Here is a 22076-nt window from a genome sequence, read left to right as displayed (position 1 = left end):
TTAGTGAACATGTTTATTTAGCAAACAGTCAATTGTTCACTATGGAAGATGAAAAGCAGAAGATCTTCAATGAACTTAGGGTTATTCTTTCTTCTTATGTGCCACCCCTGTCTGTAAAAATAGATGAGAGCAGACGATACGATATTTACGGAACAAAAACCGTACAGATTGGGAGAACAAAGAAGAAAGAGATGTTCTTTGCTTCCATCATTATACAGAAATATCACGTTGGATTATATTTCTTGCCCATATATACACATAAAGACAGATTCGATGATGCTCCTGAAGAACTGTTACATCTTCTTAAAGGCAAGTCCTGTTTTCACATAAAAAGGTTCTATACCGCTGTTTTTGAAAATATCAGGCAGGCAATGGACAAAGGTATAAGAATATATGAGGAAGAAGGGTGGGTTTAAGCCTAAAAAAGTGCCCTAATGTCAACAAAATAGCAAGATATCATTAGATGAGGGTTGAATTATCTAACTTCTTCAATTGACTTTATATAGATTGAATGGATTTTATAATTAAAGAATACGATTATGATTTGTTATTCAAAATCATCTCATTTTCAATAATGAATTGTATGGGTCCTTTAAGATTGAAAATGGTCTTAAGGCGGTGAAGATAACCTCAATGTTTTGAGGTATTGCACCTATTATCTGAGTGAAATGTATCAACCAATTTCAGAACTTTCATTAAACTAAAGAGGAATTAATCTGGCCAATTATAGAAGTAATATGAAAAAAACTAGTGGAGGTCGTGGTAGCAAGACAGATGCTCCAGCTGTCACAAGAGTTAGGACTCCACGAAGAGAGAACAATGAGATACTTGCAACCGTAAGTGCCCTCCTCGGAGGAAAAAGAGTTACCCTCCAGTGTATGGACGGTATCGTAAGAATGGGACGTATCCCTGGTTCAAAGAAAAAGCGAATGTGGGTACGTGAAGGCGATATTGTTATCATCACACCATGGTCCTTCCAGGATTCAAAAGCAGAAGTAATATGGAAATACACAAGACCACAGGTCGAGTGGCTTGAGAGAAAGGGTTTCCTGAAATAAGTATATGAATAGCAATTTTTGCTTTTCATATCATCTTATTTTTTCTTAAATTTATTTTTGAGTATATTTTTCCATTTGTTGTTTTCGATACACAGAATACGTTTATTTGAGCTAGAGAACATATTCTTGTAAAACTGTTGATGCATATCTCTGAATAGGTAATTTGCTTAAAAAAGTGCTAGAAAATATTGGGATCTGACCAATCCAGAACTGTTCTGTTTCTAAAAGTAATAAAAAAAGAAAAGGAGAGAAAAAAGGAGAAGCTTAGTCAAGCTTTTCCTTCAGGTAGTTCTTGAACTGCTCATAGTCAGCTTCCAAAAATTCCACGAACTCTTCCCTTGACTCGACATCCTTGAGTGTCTGGGGTGGTTCAGGATCGACACCTATTGCAGACATCACTTCTTTAGGGAACTTTGCCGGATGAGCTGTCTCGAGCGTTACAGCCAGTGTATCGTCATTAGAAACTGCCCTGTAATCCAGAAGTCCTTTTATTCCGACTGCTCCATGGGGTTCAATGAAAATGCCATATTCCTCATAGAATTCCCTGACAATAGCCGTTGTTTCCTCATCGGTAACTGATGTAGAGAAGATATCATTGTTGAGAATATCCATATTTGGCATCTTATTTATGTGGCCGGTCTCATCCATTTCACCACCATATATCATCACCAATCTGGCAAGATTGCTTGGATGACCGACATTCATTGCATTTGAGATACAATTTCTGGAAGGTTCGATCTTGGAGTACTCACCTGTGTTGAAGAAAACAGGCACTTCATCGTTCTCGTTCACAGAAGCAAGGATCTTCTTAATTGGCACACCCATTTTCTTTGCGAACACACATCCCATCATGTTACCGAAATTTCCTGAAGGAATGGAATAGATGATCTCTTCCGGGAACTCCCGAAGCTTAAGGTAGGCATAGAAATAATAAATGGATTGTGGGATAAGTCTGCCTATATTGATCGAATTTGCTGATGAAAGGTTCAGGTGCTTAAGGTCAGGGTCTGCAAAAGCCTGTTTGACCAATGCCTGGCAGTCATCGAACTTCCCGTCCATTGCAATGGCAGAGATGTTGCCATCGAGGGTGGTCATCTGCTTTCTCTGACGGTCTGATACTTCGGTCTCAGGGAATAGCACGATCACCTTTATGTTGTCAAGACCGTAGAATGCATGGGCTACAGCACTGCCGGTATCTCCAGAAGTAGCCGTTAGAATTGTCAGTTTCTTGTCCTCTTTTTTGAGGTAGTACTGCATCAACCTTGCCATCATACGGGCTGCAAAGTCCTTGAATGAAGCAGTGGGTCCACGATCAAGCCTCATTATGTAAGTGTTCTCATCCACTTCCTCCAGAGGAACATCGTAGTTGTAAGCATCATATGTGATCTCTTTTAATGATGCTTCATCTATCTCACCTTCAAGGATCCTGCTGAGCAGCTTAAAGGCTATCTCAGGATATGGCTCATCTTTAAGGGAAGTAAGCTCTTCCTCTGAGAAATGGGGGAGATCTTTTGGCATGTAAAGGCCTTTATCCGGAGCAAGACCTTTAATAAGAGCAGTTTCGAAGGATACTTCGTCTGCTTTGAGATTGGTACTATAGAGTTTCATGTTGATCAGATCTCAATTTGATTGGCGAATATTATGTTCTTATGTTCTTTAAAGGTGTATGAAGTATGAAAAGCTTCCTTTTATAATTAATATTTCGATGGGATAGTGCCGACCATTTGAACATGCAATAGAAAATTTCTTATCATTCTAACATTTCGAGAAATGTACCAGAATCGTTATTATACCACGTCAGATAGTACCCTTTTCGATTTCCTTCTTGTTGTAAGAAATAAATGGTACATCTATCGAAACAAACATTGTGCAAATCACAACAATCGTTTCCCTCTCCTGAATCCCCAAGGATGTATTTTCACTTCTTCTGAAATATGCTGAGTTGAGATCTCAATATCCGGAAGTGTTTGAGGAGATTGAGAATCTTAATGATCGCTGACAATTTATGATACATTAAATAGATACTGGAAATGATCAATTTAACAATGTATGCCGAATTTATTAGACACGGGAAGCCAGATTAAAAAAAAAGAAGTATTAAATTACTCATCTGCCGGCACATTATCCCAACCATATTTCAGATAGTCTGCTAAGCATATTGACTTTCTATAATATGTTTTATATGAGGAGTCATTCAACAAATACTGATTGATGGATATGAAGTCTTCTAGAATAGGCAAATCGATTTCAGAAAGTGATAATAGTGGGATATAACCACATGCTTTCGAGAAAGTAAACTCATCGAGTATTTTATGGAACGTTTTTCCGTCAGCATGTAATTCATAAGACCTTTTCAATGAATTTGATTGATACTTCATGTGGTCTTCAGCAAGAAGCGTATCAAAATTAAGACCCGACATTTCATAATCTGCTTGTGAAGATATACCCATGTCTTGTAAATACTTATAGATTGGTAAATAGGACCTTCCTTTTCGTAGTTCTGGCAGAGTCTTCTCAATAATCAGAGTCGAATCATATAGGTTTGAATCATTAATCCAATCTAAAAATAAATCTTCAGCAGTAATTGACGTATAACCCAACGTGGAAACTTTGTCTGAAACAACTCCAATACCCGCAAAAAATTCAATATCATTCTCATCATCAATTAAGTCATAATCAACGACCGATAAATGACCATGTGGATCGTTTTCTTTCACAAGAGTATAAAATTGATCCTTACAATGCCGCAGAATACTTGCAGGAATTTTTCTTTCCACGGAAGCAATTGCTTCATAAACGGGGATGAAGCTATTTGTAGTAACCAATTTTATAGGAATGTGCCCATCGGGGAAAGTCATGATACTATCAGAAATACCTTCAGTCCGACCGGCTTTTAAGCGCTGAACAAAAATTAAATTTTTTCTTACTTTGTCAATGCCTTCTTGTGTGAGACATTTAACCACCGAATGTAAGAGAGCAACAACGTTGGGATCGTTTAAAGAATATCCGATGAATATTATGGGATGTTCCACAAAAAGCGTTATCAATTTAGCAGCAAGATATGTATTCCTCTCATTGAACGCTTCATAATCTTCAGCTGTTAAAACCATGCTGTTTGGATTGGAACTGCACCCATGTATTTTGTAAATTTCAGCAATTGATAAAGGTGATGAAGAAATGAGCTCCTTTTGACCAACGTAAACTTTGTATTTTGGGAACAACGTTTCTAAAAGCAGATCCCAATTGGTGGTTATGATACCATCGATATTAGAATCTAACAATAACTCAATCTCTTTTTTAAGATCTGGGTCTTCAATATCATTTGTTGAAAGATCTTTAACATATTTAGCAATCGAAAACTTAAGTGCAGATGCATTCCCAATGACGTCAGCGGTGTTTTCTTTCCTAGACCTCTCATATTCTGGTGATTCCCACCACAAATCATTGAAATCTTCCGATATCAATGTAGCAGTGCTTTCCAAACTTCCATCAGATTTAGAAACATAGTACTCATACGGTTTCAAGCCCTTGCAAAAACTCTTCAACAATTCGTCCCACTTTTCGAGTCCTATATACCTTCTAGAAAATCCAGAACCGACAAACAAAAACGGGGATGATGAAATCTGTTGAAAGTGAGCCACAAGAGTATCTTTAATACTTATATCCATTGAGAAACACCATAAATTATTTTATGATAATGTTTCTTTTTGCTATATAAATATTTGCAACTAAAATATCGATAGTGATTACCTTATTCATTGTTTGTCTGTTCATCATCATAAAAATCAAGCAACTTTGAGACAACCTCATCAAAACTATCGCTATCAAATAAAGGCATTTTAGAAACCATCCTCATGACCGTATTATGTGAAACGATTATTTCTTCCACAGACAATCTCTCCTCTGTATACATTATACGTTTGGTTTTATAAATCACACCCTCACTACACTGAACTAAAGTGATAAAGTTAAAATACAATTTTATATTCTGAAAGCTATACTAAATCGAACTGATCATTGTAACGCCACATAAGAAGACAACATCTTCGTTAATACCGTAGCATTACCGCTCATAGCAGCCTCCTTCCCTCTTTTCATTCCCCAAGGCTACATCACACCCCTGAACCACAATCCGTATTAACTTAGAAAGTAATATTCTATGTGGGAGCAGAAGCGATAATATCTTTTGTCAGTCAATTGTGACTTGCATAGTTGACAAAAACCCCAGAAAAACGTTCAATCCTACTGCTTCTGACTTCCACATCTAAATAATGTAGTTCTCTTTTTGTTCAAATTATAATTCTAATAAATATATATACAATAAAAATATTTAAATGTCTTACCGCAATGCGTTTTAACCTGTAAACCAATTTACTAAATAGGAGCAGGGAGATTATTTTCCGCCAACCGATTGTACTCGGATTTGGCACAGTACCACCACAAGCACTTCTTCACCCATCTCCTTACTCCCATCAGAATAATAATTTCTCTTTTTAATCGAATAATGGTTACAAAAATCAATATCTTATAATCGATAGAACATTCTGTCGTAACATCTTTTAACTGAGAAATCAATATATTATATGGGTATGGGAGTTATAAGCCGTAGAGCGAGTTTGGGGACTTGTGGGGGATGAGAATTCCGCTAACTGGTGGTATTCTCTGAAATGTGGCTCCCATACCCATTATTAAAGTAATCTTTTACCTCTTTTATGACCCCAAGGATGCATGACAAACCCTTCCTGCATAGTATGCTTCATTTCAATTTCATGACCAATCTCATGCATGAGGCGATTGCTAGTGCTCAAAAATGATTAAGAAATCCAGACAAGAAATAGGTGAAACCATGAAAGATTATTCAAGCATGTCGGAAGAAGAACAAATTGAACTTGTGACAAATGACCCATATGATATAAAGAATATCAAGAACCCTTCAGAACAGGTTAAACTCACAGCAGTGAGGATAAACGGAGGGCCAATAAAGTACATCGCCAACCCATCCGAGGAAATCCGACTCGAAGTTGTCAAGAACAATGGCATATCCATTCGCCATATCGACAGCCTGACAGCCCGACAGCCCGACAGCCCGACAGATGAGATGAAACTGGAAGCTGTCAGAAAATCCGGAGGATCAATTGAATACATCGACAAACCAACAGAGGAAATGCAACTCGAGGCAGTCAAACAGGACGGATTAGCAATCAAATACATCACCACCCCTACCGAAGAGATGAAACTCGCAGCTGTCAAACAAGATGGGCTCACTCTCGAGCACATTATGGACCCGACCGAGGAGATGAAACTCGCAGCTGTCAGGCAAAACGGACTCGCAGTTATGTTCATCCAAACCCCCCATCCAATATCGTAGAAATCGAAGCTGTCTAAAATAACCCTAAGGCAATTGCATACCTGGATGAATCATGTGGCTTTACTCCAAAATGAAGGTATGAACAATGGAGAGCTTTCTAATGCTATCGGACTGGCACCATCAACAACTTCATGGCATCTGAACAAGCTGCTGAGAGGACAAGTAATAACAAAGATAAAAAATGGAAGAGAAAGTCATTTTATTCTAAACGAACCTGAACGTGTGGCTGAATTACTTATCTGCTATAAGGAAAGCTTTCGTGACAATCTCCGGGACAATTTTGCTGAGATGTGGGACCTTAAGAAAGGCAGAAAAAAGGATTGAATGCGTAAAGCTCTTAACCAATATGATCAATTGTTCCGCAAATGTGGATAGATGCACTTTTTCTCGCTTTTGAATATCTTATGAAGGTCCTTCCTCCGATAATCATAGGAACACTTGCCATGGCCATTCTCGTCGAAATAGGATGGGTCAATAAGTTTGGTTTTCTTGCTTCCCCCCTAATGCACTTTGGTCACCTAAGACAGGAAATCGGGCTTAGTTTCCTCACATCATTTGGCTCTTCCACAGCAGGAAATTCCATGATAGCAAAGTTGCACTATGATGAGCACATAGACAGAAAAGAGACCATCATAGCAACAATGGTGAATTCGTTCCCCTCAAGTATCGTACTTTCAAGGGACCTTCTTCCCATAATAGTCGCACTTCTGGGAACAACAGGATTGATCTATCTGGGAATTGTAGTTCTCATAGGTTTTGTGAAAACACTTATAGCCTTAGTAGCAGCACGACTGCTCCTCACACCGAGAACATCGGGGACACTTAATGCTGATATTGAAAAGAAAACGTTGAGAGAGGCATCCTTGACCGCACTGAGAAGGTCAAAGCGAACGGTAATGAGAATGACCTTGACGACAACAGTTGTGTCAATAGCTATTTTCCAGTTAATGGAAACAGGAATATTCGATCTGATAGCAGATATTATGAAAAGCTCTTTTCTTGTCAATTATGTGCCACCGGAAGGCCTGCCAATAATTGCAGGATGGTTTGCCAGTAATATAGCCGCATATACGATCGCCGGAAATCTACTCTCTGCTCAAATGCTTAGCACAAAGGATATCATTCTCGCTCTTCTGGTGGGAAGAGTACTGGCAAGTGTTCCAAGGATAAAGAGCATGCTTCCATATTACACAGGAATATTTAGACCAGAACTGGGTCTGAAGATCATGACAGTCTCCCTCATCATGCAGAATGGTATCATGCTGGCAATTATAGGCATTATCCTATTTTTCTGGTAAGGCTTAAAAATATGTGCCTTACTTGAGATCTCCTTTTTTTAAGAGGATGTCCATTCACTAAAGATATATTCGGAATTGACGTTAGAACCCCATGCTGTAATACCCACACGATAACTTTCACCAGCAGGCACCTTCAATCCGAAGACGGAGTAAGTGATACTGCTTTCTGGAACAATTGATAGCATAGTATCACTTTTGATCTGGTCCCAGACCATTCCTTCATCCGTGCTCTCAAGAGTTGTGTGTATCACTACATCTTCCGCAGTAATTGAACCAACGTTCTCTATCGTAATCTCCAGATCTACAGAGGTCTGATAGGAATTCTTCTCACCAGCACCGGTAAATGTTAGCCGCAATTCAGGAGAAACTGATCCGATAGGGGTTATAATTACACTCTCATTTTTGTATTCATCCGGGATAGCACCCACATCCCAACCGGAATTCGTGGGTTCCAGATAGAAATATTTTGTGCCGTCATAGTTGTAATAGCTTCCAGAGAGGTCATCGTCACCTTTCACACCTACAGCCATGTGTCTGGGAAGTGCTACACCATAGCCCATATCATAGAGTAAGGATGCAAGCAGTATAGAAGAATCTTCACAGTCACCGCCACCATCATGGGCCATTTCCTCCATCTGGGAAGTAAGTTGGGATATTAACATATCATCATATGTGTCTGTTACAAACTGGTCAAAATCACGGGATCTGGTTCTTTCAGAATATACCTCATAGCTGTCTTTGTAATACTCAGCCGTCATACTGAATTTCGTACCATCGTATTCCCACTCATAATATCGAGTTATAGTGTCATTGCCAATACTAAGCTCAGGTACTTTCTGGAGATCAGCATCTGAAACCTGAATCTCTCGAGCGATAGCAGCTTTTGTCGCATAGGTAAGGTCGATGAAAAAACTGTTATCGTGGATCTTATCCACATTCACGGAGTAGACAGCGTACTCCCCGTTTGGATCTTTTATGCTATATGTGTTACCAGTGATCAATTTAGAGGCTAAATAATCCTGACCTTCTTTTCTAAAGGAGAAACGAACATAATTCTCCTTCTTGTTTATTTCCAGTAACTTCAGAGAATAACCGTTCTCAATGTCAAGAACAGCCGACTTATTGAGGCTTACACTATGAGTTTCAACATTTTGATCAGGAAGAACTTGATCGGTATACCGGTCATTATTGTTTGATGGAACATCGTCTGAGATGCAGCCCATACATGAAGCAAATAGTAAGATCATTAAAAAATATGAGAACGATCCCCACAATTTCATACTGTAATGATTAGATTTTCAACTTAAAAAGATACTGGAATTCTTTTTGAGCATTCTTGGAAACCGGCAAAATATGTCATAATGCTTAAATCAAAGTATACCACATTAAATTATAGGAGCATGGTTACCAACTTTAAATATTTAAGGTTCAATATTTAAGTACGGTTAATTCCAAATTAAGTTTTATTTTAAAATATATTAAGCCGATGAGATATTTGAGGAGTAGACACAGGATATGTCAGACAAAAAAACAGAGCGATGTTCGATGCAATATTCAATTATGGGAATGAACTATCGTTCAAAATTGCCGGTGATCATCGATTCTATTGTAAATAGCTGCTCAGATAAAGGTTGCTTCGAGCATATTGATTCCGCGGTCATACCATCAAAAGACTCCATTGTTGAGATTATCGATCTTTTTAAAGATGTGCTTTTCCCGGGTTATTTTGGTGACCAAACGATTGAAAAGAACAATCTGATATATCATATTGGAAGTGAGATCACCGAGCTTTTCGAGAAACTCTCAAAACAGGTGACGAACAGTATTCTTCATGAGTGCCGTCGCAAAGAAGAGGATTGTGTAGAGTGCATTGATAAAGGACAGGAAGAAACGATCATACTGTTAAAGAAGATACCGCAGATCAGGGCACTTCTTGCTACTGATATTGTCAACGCATATAATGGAGATCCGGCTGCGAAGAGTTACGATGAGATCATTTTCAGTTATCCGGGAATCTTTGCACTTATGGTTTACAGAGTAGCCCATGAGTTACATGAACAGGGTATTAAGATCCTTCCACGCATCATGACCGAATATGCCCACAGCGTGGTTGGTATCGATATCCATCCCGGTGCAAAGATAGGAAAAGGTTTCTTCATAGACCATGGAACCGGAGTGGTCATAGGAGAGACTTCGTTGATAGGGGATAATGTAAGGATATATCAAGGGGTTACCCTCGGATCACTGAGTTTCCCGAGGGATGAAAAGGGGCAGATCCTTCGTGACCTTAAAAGACATCCCACGATAGAAGATGATGTAGTGATCTATTCCAATTCAACGATCCTTGGCGGAGATACCGTAATAGGAGCACGTTCCATTATCGGCGGTAATGTCTGGTTGACAAGGTCAGTACCGGCAGACACAAAAGTACTGATAGAAGAGCCAAAGCTTGTTTTCAAGAAATCATCTTCCTAAAGGAACAGTGATCATTTTAAAGATTTAATGTTATGGGGGTTTTGATATGGAGAAGATTTACGAAGATATAACAAAAACTGTTGGGAAGACACCGCTTGTACGGTTGAACAGGATGACTGAAGGATGCCATGCTACTGTCCTTGTGAAAGTGGAGGCTTTTAATCCTCTGGGCTCGGTAAAGGACCGTATCGCTTTGAACATGATAGAGACCGCAGAAAGGGAAGGAGTGCTCAAAAAGGGAGTCATGGTTATCGAGCCAACTTCAGGAAATACAGGCATCGGTCTGGCTTTTGTTTGTGCTACTAAAGGTTACAGGCTTATATTGACAATGCCTGAGACCATGAGTGTTGAGAGAAGGAACATATTGAAGGTCCTTGGAGCCGAAATAGTGCTTACACCTGGTCCCAATGGTATGAAGGGAGCTATCGAGGAAGCGGAAAAGATTGGAAAGGAGACTTCAAATTCTTTTATTCCACATCAGTTCATGAATCCGGCAAATCCTGAGATCCATCGCTGTACTACGGCTGGGGAGATATGGGATGATACCGGAGGAAAGGTCGATATTCTGGTAGCAGGTGTCGGAACCGGAGGAACTATTACAGGTGTTTCAGAGATGCTAAAGTTCCGTAAGCCCGGGTTTAGGGCAGTGGCCGTCGAACCTAAGGATTCAGCAGTACTTTCCGGCGGCAGTCCGGGACCTCATATGATACAGGGGATTGGTGCTGGTTTCGTGCCGGATGTGTTGAACATGAACATCATTGACGAAATTATAGCGGTCAGTAATGAAGATGCCCTTGAGACGACACGGGAACTTGCTAAAAAGGAAGGGATCCTTGCAGGCATATCATCGGGTGCAGCTCTTTTTGCAGCTTTGGATGTTGCAAGACGGAAGGAGAATGAAGGAAAGATGATAGTTGTTGTTCTTCCTGATACAGGAGAGAGATATCTTAGTACTGCACTTGTGGAAAAGGAGTGATATTTATGGATAAAGGATTTACAAAGGACCTGAGTGAATTGATGCAGTTCCCTTCGGAGGGAATTTTCAGTACGGTGCTTGCCAAGGCAGAAGGCTATAACTATACCTTGATGTGTCTTGCTGCAGGAACGAACATTGATGAACATACTTCTACGAAGAACGGAGTTGTTCAGGTTCTAAAAGGAAAGGGTATTTTCAAATTGTTCGATAAGGATATAGAGATGAAAGAAGGTACTTTCATATTCATGCCGGCAAATGCACCACATGCCCTCCAGGCAGAAGAGAATCTGGCAATACTGCTTTGCCTGACAAAATAAGAGACAGTAAAAGAAGGTGAGAAGGAATAGAACATTCGCATCTCACCTTTTTACGGTGTCAGTCTTCAACTTCCAGTGCATTAATTATATCGTTTATATTAAGCTCCCCTTTGACAGCTCTTTTTACCATTGGATAGATATGTGAGCAATCGTCTATAGCTGCCCATCGCTTTTCTCCTACCTGTTTGATGATCTGTTCCATTATCTGTTCACAATCTGTACAATATGTTTTGTCAGTTTCAACTCCGCATACATTGCATTGCATAGTGTTACCCTCCACTGTTAATATTGATTTTAGAGAATATGAAGTTTTTGTTATTTAAGAAAATCAGGATATACATTTTTTATTGAATTAGGACTTCTGATTGCTTGTGTTTAGATCAATCATTGATATTGAGGAGGAAGAGTTTGCTGTATTAGTGCATTCCTTTTGATAGTAATATAAAAAGAAGAGCAATAAAAAGAAGTTCGATTTGTATCCGTTAGAAATGAGATCAATCTAGTTGTAAATGCTGAGAAATAGAGTCACAACTATCGAGTTTAAGATCAGTTAAGAAAAGAATTGGATAGAGTGAGTATAGCAGCGATGTAGATTTCCCGAAGACTCTCGTACTTCAGTACAGTAAACAACGTGGGTAGACTTATCTTCTGTGTTCGGATGGGAACAGGAGTGGCCCTACCGCTATGGCCGCCATACTCATTCAAATTAACGGATTGTGATCATGTAGATCATATTACATATCAGATATCGCCTGGACAAAGCGAGACGGATGAGGCACGGATATTAGTAAATGCGGACTGAACACCTCGTTGCCTTGGTGCTTACATCCCATTCCTATCGATCCGGTCTTTTACCGGAACCCTTAAAGTGGTCTCTTTTTAGGTTAGATTTCGAGCTTAGATGCATTCAGCTCTTATTCCTTAGCGCGTAGCTGCTCGGCAGTGCCTTGTCAGACAACCGATCGACCAGTGGCGCCGTTGCTCTGTTCCTCTCGTACTAAAAGCAACTTACCCTCAGACCACATACACCTCTAGTAGATAGTAACCGACCTGTCTCACGACGGTCTAAACCCAGCTCACGATCTCCTTTAATAGGCGAACAACCTCACCCTTGGCTGCTGCTGCACAGCCAGGATGGAAAGAACCGACATCGAGGTAGCAAGCTGCCGGGTCGATATGTGCTCTTGCCGGCAACGACTCAATTATCCCCGGGGTAACTTTTCTGTCATCTTTAGCCCGCACCAAGCGGGACATAAAGGTTCGCTAGAACCGACTTTCGTCTCGTGATCCACTACTGTGCTGAATCACGTCAGGCTAACTTATGCTCTTGCACTCTTCAGTAGGTTTCCGACCCACTTGAGTTAACCATTGCGCGCCCTTGATATCTTTTCAAGGGCGTCCCGCCCCAGGCAAACTGCCCACCTATCGGGGTCCTCCTCACGGAGTGAGGGTCGTAATCTTGGAAGGGTAGTGTCCCAATTGTGACTCCACCGATGCTGGCGCACCGGTTTCGACGTCTCCTACCTACACTGTACATCCAAAATCACAACCCAGCGACAGGCTGCAGTAAAGCTCCACGGGGTCTTCACTTCCCCCTAGAGGTCTCTAGACTCTGCACTAGAATGTAAGCTTCACCGGACTCTGGCTAGGGACAGTAGAACTCTCATTGATCCATTCATGCAAGTCGCCAATTAAGCGACAAGGTACTACGCTACCTTAAGAGGGTCATAGTTACCCCCGCTGTTTACAGGCCCTTCTTTCCGTTGAACCGAAGTTTCAGGTACCTGCACTGAGCAGGATTCAGAGATCGTACTAGCCCTTACGGGTTTGCGATCTCCTATGTTGATATTAGACAGTTAGAGTTCCCTGGTCACTGCGACCTGCCGTCTTCACGGCAGGCACTCCTTCTCCCGAAGTTACGGAGCCAATTTGCCGAATTCCCTTAGCCAAATTATTCCGACACGCCTAAGCCTTTTCAGCTAGGGGCACCTGTGTCAGATCTCGGTACGGATATTCAACTCCCTTTTCACGGGTTCCGGGGTGCAGCCGACTTTCGTCATAACATATTCGTCCGCTTCTCGCCATTACGGCTCTCCACAGATTTAGATGCTTAAACGGCGCGACAGCGCCGCTCAGCCTGCCCCAAAACGTCAGTTTTATTGTTGAATAGTACAGGAATATTAACCTGTTTCCCTTTTGATGTACTCGAATTACGGTACAACTTAGGACCGACTAACCCTCGGCTGACGATCATTGCCGAGGAAACCTAGCCCCTTCGGCGGTTAGGATTCTCACCTAACTATGCTGCTACTATTACCAGGATTTTCGTTTCCGCTCGGTCCACAGGACTTCACAGCCCTGCTTCTACCCAAACGCAACGCCTTCCTACGAGATTACCTTACGGTACTCCGTGGTATCGGTGGTCGACTTGAGCCCCGTCCATTTTCGGGGCCCCAAACCTCGACTGGTGGGCTGTTACGCACTCTTTAAAGGATAGCTGCTTCTAAGCTAACCTTCCAGCTGTCTAGGGCTTGGGACGCCCTTTAGTATTAACACTTAGTCGACACTTAGGGACCTTAACCACGGGCTGGGTTGTCTCCCTTACGGACTACAGGCTTACCCCAGTAGTCCGGACTCCAACTTTCTACGACGACGGTGGGTTTGGAGTTTGACAGACGGATGAGGGATTTCTCCCCCAGGACCATCAATCAGTGCTCTACTCCACCGACTATCTCCAGTTAGGTCATGCTACGACATGTTTCGGAAGGAACCAGCTGATGCCGGGTTAGATTAGCCTTTCACTCCGAGACGCAGGTCACACGAATGATTTGCAGATCAATACCGCTTGCGGTCCTCCACGTAGCTTTCGCCACGCTTCAACCTGCCCACGCCTAGATCACCCGGCTTCGGGTCGTAACTTAGTGACTCCACGCACTTGTATACGCCGCGTCTCACCCGAAGGTTGCACGCATGTTGCTTTCGCTTCGGCTTCCCAGATAAAAGGTTAGCCATCGCCACTTAGTTACACTCCCTGGCCCGTTCTTCAAAACGTATGATATGACATCGGCATTGGAACTCGTACTACAACCTCGCGGTTGATTCCTTCGATCCAAAGATCCTTTCATGCCATATCGCTCCATCACCATCAGGTTTCAGGCACTTTTAACCTCCCTTTTGGGGGTACTTTTCAGTTTTCGGTCACCCTACTATTTCGCTATCGGTCTCAAGACGTATTTAGTTTTGGAAGTTGGTGCCTCCCAAATTCTCGCGTGATTTCCAACACACGATACTCAGGAACATTTCCAATTCCTCTTTTCATTGCTTACGTGACTATCACACTCTATGGTCTAACGTTCCAGAAAAGTTCAGCTAAGAAAAGATAGGAATCTTAGAAAGTTCCTATAACACCACATCTCCCTCACATTACTGGAGGGATTCAGTTTGAACTGTGCCGGGTTCATTCGCCATTACTAACGGCATCTCTTCGATTTCTCTTCCTGCCCCTACTAAGATGTTTCAATTCGGGGCGTTCCCGATCATTACTGATCAGCACAAATGTGCTAAGAGGTCTCATTAGGAAATCCCAGGTTCATAGGTTCCATGCACCTACCCTGGGCTTATCGCAGCTTGGCACGTCCTTCATCAGCGCTTGAGCCGAGCCATCCACCTGACGGCATAATTACCAGAGTCCATCTCACTTTGTCCAGTGAGCGTCTGATATGTAATATTTATACATGATCTCATCGTACCTGATATGGGGTATCAGGCACTTCCATCCTTCCCGGGCAACATTACTTGCCTGGTGCACTTGATGATTGTGAATCATTGAATGTGGTTTGTTGAATTTGGCAGTTTATCGATTTCTGACTGATAGCGGTGATCCGCTTTGTGCGGATCTTGCTTAGGAGGTGATCCAGCCGCAGATTCCCCTACGGCTACCTTGTTACGACTTAACCCCCCTTGCGAAATTTAGGTTCGAACACGGCACTAAGTCCGTGCCCTCACCCATACCTCACTCGGGTGGTTTGACGGGCGGTGTGTGCAAGGAGCAGGGACGTATTCACCGCGCTATGTTGAAACGCGATTACTACGGATTCCAGCTTCACGAGGACGAGTTACAGTCCTCGATTCGAACTACGGTTGGGTTTAAGAGATTACCATCACCTTTCGGTGTAGGGACCCATTGTCCCAACCATTGTAGCCCGCGTGTAGCCCGGGAGATTCGGGGCATACTGACCTACCGTAGCCCGCACCTTCCTCTGGTTTAGCACCAGCGGTCCCCACAGAGTACCCATCATCCCGAAGGACATGCTGGCAACAGTGGGCACGGGTCTCGCTCGTTGCCTGACTTAACAGGATGCTTCACAGTACGAACTGACGACGGCCATGCACCTCCTCTCAGCGATTCAGGTAAAGTCTTTAGCTTGACCTACATTTTGCTGTCGCCCCCGGTGAGTTTTCCGGCGTTGAGTCCAATTAAACCGCAGGCTCCACCCGTTGTAGTGCTCCCCCGCCAATTCCTTTAAGTTTCAGCCTTGCGGCCGTACTTCCCAGGTGGTTCGCTTCACGGCTTCCCTACGGCACCAGAAGCGGTCGCACCGCCCCTGACACCTAGCGAACATCGTTTACGGCTGGGACTACCCGGGTATCTAATCCGGTTCGTGCCCCCAGCTTTCGTCCCTCACCGTCGGACCCGTTCTGGTAAGACGCCTTCGCCACTGGTGGTCCCACAGGGATTACAAGATTTCACTCCTACCCCTGTAGTACCTCTTACCTCTCCCGGTCCCAAGTCTGACAGTATTCCCCGGAAGCCTAACAGTTGAGCTGTCAGATTTCCCGAAGAACTGATCAAACCGGCTACGGACCCTTTAGACCCAATAAAAGTGATTACCACTCGGGCCGCCGGTGTTACCGCGGCGGCTGGCACCGGTCTTGCCCGGCCCTTGCTAACACATGCCGTTTACACATGTGGACAGCCAACATAAATGCTGGCACTCGGTGTCCCCTTATCGCGGTTTCCCGCATTGTAAAGTTTTCGCGCCTGCTGCGCCCCGTAGGGCCTGGATTCATGTCTCAGAATCCATCTCTGGGCTCTTGCTCTCACAACCCATATCCGTCGTAGGCTAGTAGGTACGTTACACCCACTACAACCTGATAGACCGCAGATCCATCCTTAGGCAACCGAGGTCTTTTGGCCAAAAAGCATTCCAGCATATTTGACCTATTCGGAATTATCTCCAGTTTCCCGGAGTTATGCCGAACCTAAGGGCAGGTTATCCACGTGTTACTGAGCAGTCCGCCATGTTCACGAAGAACATTTGACTCGCATGGCTTAGTCGAACACCGATAGCAGTAACCTCTGGCAGGATCAACCAGAGTTTGTTGTTAAAGCACACTTAAAATGGAAGTTAAACTTAAAAATTGTCGGAAAAGAACACTCTAAAGTGAATTAGAGAGTTACTTATTCATGCACAATTTCGATTAGTTCTCGATAGATAGATTTACACTATCAGTCAGAATTAATCGAACTGCCAAATTCAACGTCAGACCGAAAAAGCTCCGGTCTCCACTAATGATCTCGAATTGAAGGTGATTGAAATTCCACGTATTAAGTGGATTTCCTTAAACTCCTCCATGCTATATATACGTTCCGAATCGGAAAGCATAAACACATTTTTTGAGAATGTGAATCCAGTCATGAAGAGCATAAACGTTTTTGAACCCTCATCCTGATCGTACCGAAAATGGCACAAATCAGCTCAATGAGAGCACCCCTACCACTACGCTCTCGTATTTATATGTAGTGTGATAACATTTGACACGGGTTTATATATACACACATGTTTGCACATAACACAAGATATATAATTATAGAGGAGCCCCTAAACGATCGACCTCAAATATAGAAATGATAATCGAAAATATAAAATACATCATTCAGTTACTATAGACGCAAACATCATTGGTCCTACATACATATACACTAACAAAAAAGTAGTACCACCCACATCACACAATTACCATATCATTAGGATTCGATCAAAATGAAAGTTAGCAAACCAAGGGGAACAAGGGACTTCCTACCAGAAGAGACCGCTCGCAGGAGAAATGTCGAGAACATAATGAGACAAGTGGTCAACAAATGGGACTACAAAGAAGTTATCACCCCCACCTTTGAGAATCTTGAGCTATTCACCCTCAAATCCGGTGAAGGCGTTATCGGGGAACTATATAATTTCAGTGACAAAGGTGACAGGAAGATGGCACTACGTCCTGAACTTACCGCGCCGGTCATGAGAATGTACGTCAACGAAATGCAGGCAACCCCAAGACCACAAAAACTATTCTATTTCGAGAACTGTTTCCGTTACGAAAGACCACAAAAAGGAAGGTTCCGAGAATTCTGGCAATTCGGCGTAGAAGTTATAGGCAGCAACCGCCCTGACGCAGATGCCGAGATAATTGCCCTTGCAACAACCATGCTCAACGCAGCAGGCATCAAAGGAGACCTTCACGTAGGCCACCTGGGAATAATCCGCCACATGCTCAAAGAGCTCGAACCCGACCAACAAAGCAAGATAATGCGCCTCGTAGACAAAAAGGATGATACCGGACTTGAGGACTACTTTGAAGAAATAAACATCCCGGTAGAGCTTAGAAGAAACCTACTGGAGCTTATCTGCGTCACAGGCACAGATGCAATAGCAAAAGCAAGGGAAATAGTAGGGGACATCGAAGAAATAGATAAATTCGAACAGATCCTGATATTCCTCGACGCATACGATATCGATTATTCCATCAACCTTGGCATAGCAAGAGGCCTTGACTACTACACCGGAATGGTCTTCGAAATATATGCAGAAGGACTTGGCGCACAAAATCAGGTATGCGGTGGAGGCTCATACCAATTGATCCCACTATTTGGCGGCGGAGATGTACCATCCACAGGATTCGGACTTGGATTCGATCGCATAATGGAAGTGTGCGAAATAATGCCCGAAAAGCAGAAGAGCGTAGTAATAATAGCTACCGATGAAACACGCACCGATGCCATCAAGGTCGCAACAAGCATGCGGAAGGAACTGACTGTCTACCTGGACATAATGCAGCGCAACTTCAAAACACAACTATCCCATGCCAACAACATTGGAGCAGATTACGCAGTCATAGTCGGAAAGAAAGAGATAGAGTCAGGAAAACTAACTGTGAAGAACATGGAAATAGGGGACCAGTCACAACTAACACTGGATGAGGCCATTGAACTAATAAAGAACAGTTAAAGACATAATGCAACCCAAAAAAAGAACATTCACAAAGGACGAGAGGGCAGACGATTCCCTACCCCTTCGTTTTACGATAACAGCCATACTGGTCCTGTTGATAATGGGGCTTGCCATTACCGCAATAGCCGACCTGAAGGAAAAAGCGAATGAAGATATCGCACTCATAGAGATCGGCAAACTCATATCTAACTCAGAGCAGATATATTTCCGTGGCGCAGGATCCACAATATATATAGACATAGAGATACCGGATGACGTGACCATGCACATGGGAACATTAGCCGACAACACACTCTGGCCATCCAACGCCAACAATTACTACATCCAGACCGGAAGCCGTTATAAAACATACAGATCCAAAGCCCTTTTCTCAAATTTCGCCATGGACGGACCATACACCATAAATTCAGGCCCCCACACCCTAAAGCTTGAAACCCAAAAAGACACTCGGACCAGCAAAATATTTGTCAAAATATCAGAAACATGACCAACATCAAGACCCCCCACATCCACAAAGATCAGAATGCCTGGATAGACCTAACATTATCGAAAGCAGCCCTCATGATCGCAAGCATAGTGATACTTAGTGCATTCTACCAGCTTTCAACAGATTTCAATGACTTACAAGCCCAGGACCAACTGGATGCAGAAGCATTCGGACTTAAAAATGCCATAGATGACATTGGAAGCAGTTCATTGAACAGCATACGTAAGAACGCAACATACACATTCAATGACAAGAACATAGCCAGAGCCATAGTTACAGGCGAATATGTGCGACTGGAAAAAAACCGCAACGGAATTGTCTTCTACTCGGTCAAACCCCTGACATTCAAAACAATTCCATTGAAAGAGGAAGACCTGAGAAACATACTTGCAACCAACTTCAATGGCAATGACGGAAACGAAGATCACACCATTGATGTAAAAGCTGCAACTGTTCTGGAAATACTCTCCATCAAAGGAAGAGAAGAATTAATATTAAATACAGGAAAGAGAGTACATATTGAAAAAACTCCAATTTATCTAAAAAACAATACAGAGGTTAATAAAATTGAACTTGTGCTTGTTTATCAGTGACGAGCGTGCAATACTCGAACCTCATAACGATATCATTGCAACCGCATTGGTAGTCATTGGATTTGTGATCTTTGCCGCAGTCATGTCAAAAGCCTACCTAACATATGATGAGCAAAGCAGTTCCATCGAGAACTATGAAGAAGCATCCAGAATAGCTGAAAGTGTTGCCTCATGGGATGAACTTAGAGGAAGTCGACCTGACATAATATCTGCCAAAGAATTAGACCTTATTGCAGAACCGATCACAGATGCAGAGATGCATAAACGCTTTTTTGGCAAGTTCACATCGAATAACCATTTTTCAGTAGATATTAGAACAGATGACGGAAAATACCACTGGGAAATAAAAAAAGAAGAATATCCAGAAACAGGTAATCTCATTGCGGCATCAATACCTATCATCATCGAAACAACTCCTGCTCAGCACATAACAGGAACAGTGACTGTTCGAACATGGGGACATCAATGGTGAGAACATGCCAAAAAAGAACATAATACATGATCAGCATGCGTTCTCGACCACAATGGACGCAATATTCTTCCTTGCACTGATATCCATTGCAACAGTAATACTAATGCCATCCATCATGGCAGAAAGACAGTACGATTCAGCAGAATATACTGCAAAACAGGATCTCACAGCACACATATTAAGTTCACTCCTAAATACCAAGATCGACAAATTTTATTATGAGGCAGAACATTCCGGCATCAACGGAACGAGTAGCCTGATAGACACCCTGATAAATGGATCATCCGCCAACCCATTTAATAAACAACACAATCACCGCACATTTGCAGAAATAATAGCGGAAGATCTGATCCTCACCCTATCATTCAATGATAGCGGTACCACACAAACGATCGAACCAATAGTCGACCCTCACAAAGAACAAACAACTATCGCCATCACCAACTACCTTGACAAAAGAATAGGCGGACGATATAACTACCAACTTCATACCACATGGGAGCCAGTTGAGGGATATCCGCTCAAAAGCTCGATGTCGGTCGGCATCAAGCCGCCAATAGATGCAGTAAAACAAAGTTCAAGGGTGACACTGCCAACAAATAACAGACCATCAAAAAGCTACTTGCTGGATACAATTAACGACACGACCCTCACGACATATATCAACTCCTCGAACACAACTAAATTCGGCACATATTATGATAGTTTCAACAATACTATCGATGTTGCCGCACTATTATCAGCACAAATGATACCCCATACAGCGTACCCTTTTGAATTCAACAACAACAACACAATAATAATTACAGAACAAGAGATGGTCCGAGCCAACCAAAATAATATTGCGAACTACCTAAAAAGCAGCATGGCAGAGGAGATAAATAACACAGTATACCAAATGGCAAATACCAGTGATATCAATAAGACCAGACAACTCAGGGATGATCAGATAGAGTCCATTTATAATAAGGTCAATAAAGGATATGTTGATATCACCCTCTCCATATGGTGAGCAAGACAATAACCTTTATATTAAATGTCAAGCGTATAAAGGTCACTTCGCCACAGTACCGATTCAAGTTAATGTTCCCAACGTTCCTTTAACTTGAGCACAAACTCAAAACAATAATATATAGAATATAACATTATAATCATCAGGAGGAACGCTATGGCAAAAATGCATACCCGTACAAAAGGAAAATCCGGTTCAACAAGGCCGATCAGATCAGAATCACCAGCATGGTCCACAACAACAACAGAAGAGATCACAAAGGTAGTACTTGACCTCTGGAAACAGGGCAAATCTACAAGTGTTATTGGAATGGTACTCAGAGACAACTATGGTGTACCTGATGTCAAACTCGCAACAGGAAAGAAGGTAACAGAAATCCTGAGAGACAACAGCGAGGAACCAAACGTACCTGAAGACCTCTACAACCTTATTGTAAAGGCTATCGGATTGCGTAAACACCTTGTAGTTAACAACAAGGATGTACACAACAAGAGATCATTGCAGTCAGCTGAATCAAAGATCAGAAGGCTCGTCAAATACTACCAGTCCGCAAAGGTACTCCCTATTGACTGGAAGTACAAACCAGAAACAGCAGAAATGTTGATCACAAGATAAGTGGCCTGGCCACTCTTGTGAATTTATTGATGTTCGGCTCATGCCGATCATCCATCTACTTTTTTTACATTTATTGACATTCTTTCAACTACTAATACCAGCATAACGTCCTATTCATATCA

At 42.3% G+C, this 22076-nt stretch carries 19 protein-coding genes and 3 rRNA genes; 14 read left to right on the top strand and 8 right to left on the bottom strand.

Features of this window, described 5'->3' with window-relative positions:
* Window positions 1-41 precede the first annotated feature (41 nt).
* Together PBV53_RS01430 and eif1A are read left to right on the top strand one after the other, a co-directional pair.
* Window positions 42-416 (top strand): hypothetical protein, encoded by a 375-nt coding sequence (locus tag PBV53_RS01430; RefSeq protein ID WP_270095405.1) that lies wholly within the window; start codon window positions 42-44, stop codon window positions 414-416.
* 321 nt (window positions 417-737) lie between these two features.
* Window positions 738-1058, top strand: a complete 321-nt coding sequence (gene eif1A / locus PBV53_RS01425) for a translation initiation factor eIF-1A (RefSeq protein WP_270095404.1) — start codon at window positions 738-740, stop codon at window positions 1056-1058.
* A 264-nt stretch (window positions 1059-1322) separates the two neighbouring features.
* Here eif1A and thrC read toward each other — a convergent pair whose 3' ends face one another.
* The 3 genes from thrC to PBV53_RS01410 form a co-directional block, all read right to left on the bottom strand.
* The gene (gene thrC / locus PBV53_RS01420; RefSeq protein WP_270095403.1) at window positions 1323-2666 is read right to left on the bottom strand and encodes a threonine synthase; all 1344 of its coding nucleotides are present in this window, start codon (window positions 2664-2666) and stop codon (window positions 1323-1325) included.
* Window positions 2667-3160: 494 nt separating this feature from the next.
* The gene (locus PBV53_RS01415; protein ID WP_270095402.1) at window positions 3161-4726 is read right to left on the bottom strand and encodes an SIR2 family protein; all 1566 of its coding nucleotides are present in this window, start codon (window positions 4724-4726) and stop codon (window positions 3161-3163) included.
* A gap of 83 nt (window positions 4727-4809) precedes the next feature.
* Window positions 4810-4947, bottom strand: coding sequence for a hypothetical protein (locus PBV53_RS01410; RefSeq protein ID WP_270095401.1), 138 nt, complete (start codon window positions 4945-4947; stop codon window positions 4810-4812).
* Window positions 4948-5904: 957 nt separating this feature from the next.
* Here PBV53_RS01410 and PBV53_RS01405 point away from each other — a divergent pair.
* From PBV53_RS01405 to PBV53_RS01395, 3 genes are read left to right on the top strand one after another with little or no spacing between them, the layout of a single operon-like run.
* Window positions 5905-6426: a DUF4116 domain-containing protein gene (locus PBV53_RS01405; RefSeq protein WP_270095400.1), complete on the top strand. Its 522-nt coding sequence runs from the start codon at window positions 5905-5907 to the stop codon at window positions 6424-6426.
* Window positions 6427-6480: 54 nt separating this feature from the next.
* A complete protein-coding gene (locus PBV53_RS01400; protein ID WP_270095399.1) occupies window positions 6481-6750 on the top strand; it encodes a winged helix-turn-helix domain-containing protein in 270 nt (89 codons plus the stop codon).
* 41 nt (window positions 6751-6791) lie between these two features.
* Window positions 6792-7724, top strand: a complete 933-nt coding sequence (locus tag PBV53_RS01395; RefSeq protein WP_270095398.1) for a nucleoside recognition domain-containing protein — start codon at window positions 6792-6794, stop codon at window positions 7722-7724.
* A 38-nt stretch (window positions 7725-7762) separates the two neighbouring features.
* Here PBV53_RS01395 and PBV53_RS01390 read toward each other — a convergent pair whose 3' ends face one another.
* Window positions 7763-8947: a hypothetical protein gene (locus PBV53_RS01390; RefSeq protein WP_270095397.1), complete on the bottom strand. Its 1185-nt coding sequence runs from the start codon at window positions 8945-8947 to the stop codon at window positions 7763-7765.
* A 292-nt stretch (window positions 8948-9239) separates the two neighbouring features.
* Between PBV53_RS01390 and epsC the strand changes: the two genes are divergently transcribed.
* Genes epsC through PBV53_RS01375 form a run of 3 tightly spaced genes read left to right on the top strand, consistent with a single transcriptional unit; the run spans window position 9240 to window position 11492 of the window.
* On the top strand, window positions 9240-10199 hold the full coding sequence (gene epsC, locus PBV53_RS01385) for a serine O-acetyltransferase EpsC (RefSeq protein ID WP_270095396.1): 960 nt from the start codon (window positions 9240-9242) through the stop codon (window positions 10197-10199).
* 46 nt (window positions 10200-10245) lie between these two features.
* On the top strand, window positions 10246-11175 hold the full coding sequence (gene cysK, locus PBV53_RS01380; RefSeq protein WP_270095395.1) for a cysteine synthase A: 930 nt from the start codon (window positions 10246-10248) through the stop codon (window positions 11173-11175).
* Window positions 11176-11180: 5 nt separating this feature from the next.
* Window positions 11181-11492 carry a cupin domain-containing protein gene (locus PBV53_RS01375; RefSeq protein ID WP_270095394.1) on the top strand — a complete coding sequence of 104 codons (312 nt, stop codon included), beginning with the start codon at window positions 11181-11183 and terminating at the stop codon, window positions 11490-11492.
* Window positions 11493-11550: 58 nt separating this feature from the next.
* Here PBV53_RS01375 and PBV53_RS01370 read toward each other — a convergent pair whose 3' ends face one another.
* The 4 genes from PBV53_RS01370 to PBV53_RS01355 form a co-directional block, all read right to left on the bottom strand.
* Window positions 11551-11757, bottom strand: coding sequence for a hypothetical protein (locus PBV53_RS01370; protein WP_270095393.1), 207 nt, complete (start codon window positions 11755-11757; stop codon window positions 11551-11553).
* Window positions 11758-12067: 310 nt separating this feature from the next.
* Window positions 12068-12188, bottom strand: a 5S ribosomal RNA gene (rrf, locus tag PBV53_RS01365).
* 69 nt (window positions 12189-12257) lie between these two features.
* Window positions 12258-15183, bottom strand: a 23S ribosomal RNA gene (locus PBV53_RS01360).
* A 212-nt stretch (window positions 15184-15395) separates the two neighbouring features.
* Window positions 15396-16871, bottom strand: a 16S ribosomal RNA gene (locus tag PBV53_RS01355).
* The 16S, 23S and 5S rRNA genes sit together here, the layout of an rRNA operon.
* A 665-nt stretch (window positions 16872-17536) precedes the next feature.
* Here PBV53_RS01355 and hisS point away from each other — a divergent pair.
* The 6 genes from hisS (at window position 17537) to PBV53_RS01325 (ending at window position 21954) form a co-directional block, all read left to right on the top strand.
* The gene (gene hisS / locus PBV53_RS01350) at window positions 17537-18772 is read left to right on the top strand and encodes a histidine--tRNA ligase (protein ID WP_270095392.1); all 1236 of its coding nucleotides are present in this window, start codon (window positions 17537-17539) and stop codon (window positions 18770-18772) included.
* 7 nt (window positions 18773-18779) lie between these two features.
* Window positions 18780-19262 carry a hypothetical protein gene (locus tag PBV53_RS01345; protein ID WP_270095391.1) on the top strand — a complete coding sequence of 161 codons (483 nt, stop codon included), beginning with the start codon at window positions 18780-18782 and terminating at the stop codon, window positions 19260-19262.
* On the top strand, window positions 19259-19855 hold the full coding sequence (locus PBV53_RS01340) for a hypothetical protein (protein WP_270095390.1): 597 nt from the start codon (window positions 19259-19261) through the stop codon (window positions 19853-19855). The genes PBV53_RS01345 and PBV53_RS01340 overlap by 4 nt, the downstream gene beginning before the upstream one ends.
* Window positions 19842-20327 carry a hypothetical protein gene (locus tag PBV53_RS01335; RefSeq protein ID WP_270095389.1) on the top strand — a complete coding sequence of 162 codons (486 nt, stop codon included), beginning with the start codon at window positions 19842-19844 and terminating at the stop codon, window positions 20325-20327. The genes PBV53_RS01340 and PBV53_RS01335 overlap by 14 nt, the downstream gene beginning before the upstream one ends.
* Window positions 20328-20331: 4 nt before the next feature.
* Window positions 20332-21339, top strand: coding sequence for a DUF7284 family protein (locus tag PBV53_RS01330; RefSeq protein WP_270095388.1), 1008 nt, complete (start codon window positions 20332-20334; stop codon window positions 21337-21339).
* Window positions 21340-21495: 156 nt separating this feature from the next.
* On the top strand, window positions 21496-21954 hold the full coding sequence (locus PBV53_RS01325) for a 30S ribosomal protein S15 (protein ID WP_270095387.1): 459 nt from the start codon (window positions 21496-21498) through the stop codon (window positions 21952-21954).
* The last annotated feature ends 122 nt before the right edge of the window (window positions 21955-22076 follow it).

Source organism: Methanococcoides alaskense (genome assembly GCF_027594145.1).
Classification (GTDB): Archaea; Halobacteriota; Methanosarcinia; order Methanosarcinales; family Methanosarcinaceae; genus Methanococcoides; species Methanococcoides alaskense.
This window is presented reverse-complemented; position numbering and strand designations above follow the sequence as displayed.

Excerpts from the sequence above, each read along its gene's own strand:
- PBV53_RS01405 (WP_270095400.1), top strand. The coding sequence starts at position 5,905 with ATGAAAGATTATTCAAGCATGTCGGAAGAAGAACAAATTGAACTTGTG.
- PBV53_RS01330 (WP_270095388.1), top strand. The coding sequence starts at position 20,332 with ATGCCAAAAAAGAACATAATACATGATCAGCATGCGTTCTCGACCACA.
- eif1A (WP_270095404.1), top strand. The coding sequence starts at position 738 with ATGAAAAAAACTAGTGGAGGTCGTGGTAGCAAGACAGATGCTCCAGCT.
- PBV53_RS01345 (WP_270095391.1), top strand. The coding sequence starts at position 18,780 with ATGCAACCCAAAAAAAGAACATTCACAAAGGACGAGAGGGCAGACGAT.
- PBV53_RS01340 (WP_270095390.1), top strand. The coding sequence starts at position 19,259 with ATGACCAACATCAAGACCCCCCACATCCACAAAGATCAGAATGCCTGG.
- PBV53_RS01325 (WP_270095387.1), top strand. The coding sequence starts at position 21,496 with ATGGCAAAAATGCATACCCGTACAAAAGGAAAATCCGGTTCAACAAGG.
- PBV53_RS01370 (WP_270095393.1), bottom strand. The coding sequence starts at position 11,757 with ATGCAATGCAATGTATGCGGAGTTGAAACTGACAAAACATATTGTACA.
- hisS (WP_270095392.1), top strand. The coding sequence starts at position 17,537 with ATGAAAGTTAGCAAACCAAGGGGAACAAGGGACTTCCTACCAGAAGAG.
- PBV53_RS01375 (WP_270095394.1), top strand. The coding sequence starts at position 11,181 with ATGGATAAAGGATTTACAAAGGACCTGAGTGAATTGATGCAGTTCCCT.
- PBV53_RS01430 (WP_270095405.1), top strand. The coding sequence starts at position 42 with ATGGAAGATGAAAAGCAGAAGATCTTCAATGAACTTAGGGTTATTCTT.
- cysK (WP_270095395.1), top strand. The coding sequence starts at position 10,246 with ATGGAGAAGATTTACGAAGATATAACAAAAACTGTTGGGAAGACACCG.
- epsC (WP_270095396.1), top strand. The coding sequence starts at position 9,240 with ATGTCAGACAAAAAAACAGAGCGATGTTCGATGCAATATTCAATTATG.
- PBV53_RS01395 (WP_270095398.1), top strand. The coding sequence starts at position 6,792 with ATGTGGATAGATGCACTTTTTCTCGCTTTTGAATATCTTATGAAGGTC.
- PBV53_RS01390 (WP_270095397.1), bottom strand. The coding sequence starts at position 8,947 with ATGGGCTGCATCTCAGACGATGTTCCATCAAACAATAATGACCGGTAT.
- thrC (WP_270095403.1), bottom strand. The coding sequence starts at position 2,666 with ATGAAACTCTATAGTACCAATCTCAAAGCAGACGAAGTATCCTTCGAA.
- PBV53_RS01415 (WP_270095402.1), bottom strand. The coding sequence starts at position 4,726 with ATGGATATAAGTATTAAAGATACTCTTGTGGCTCACTTTCAACAGATT.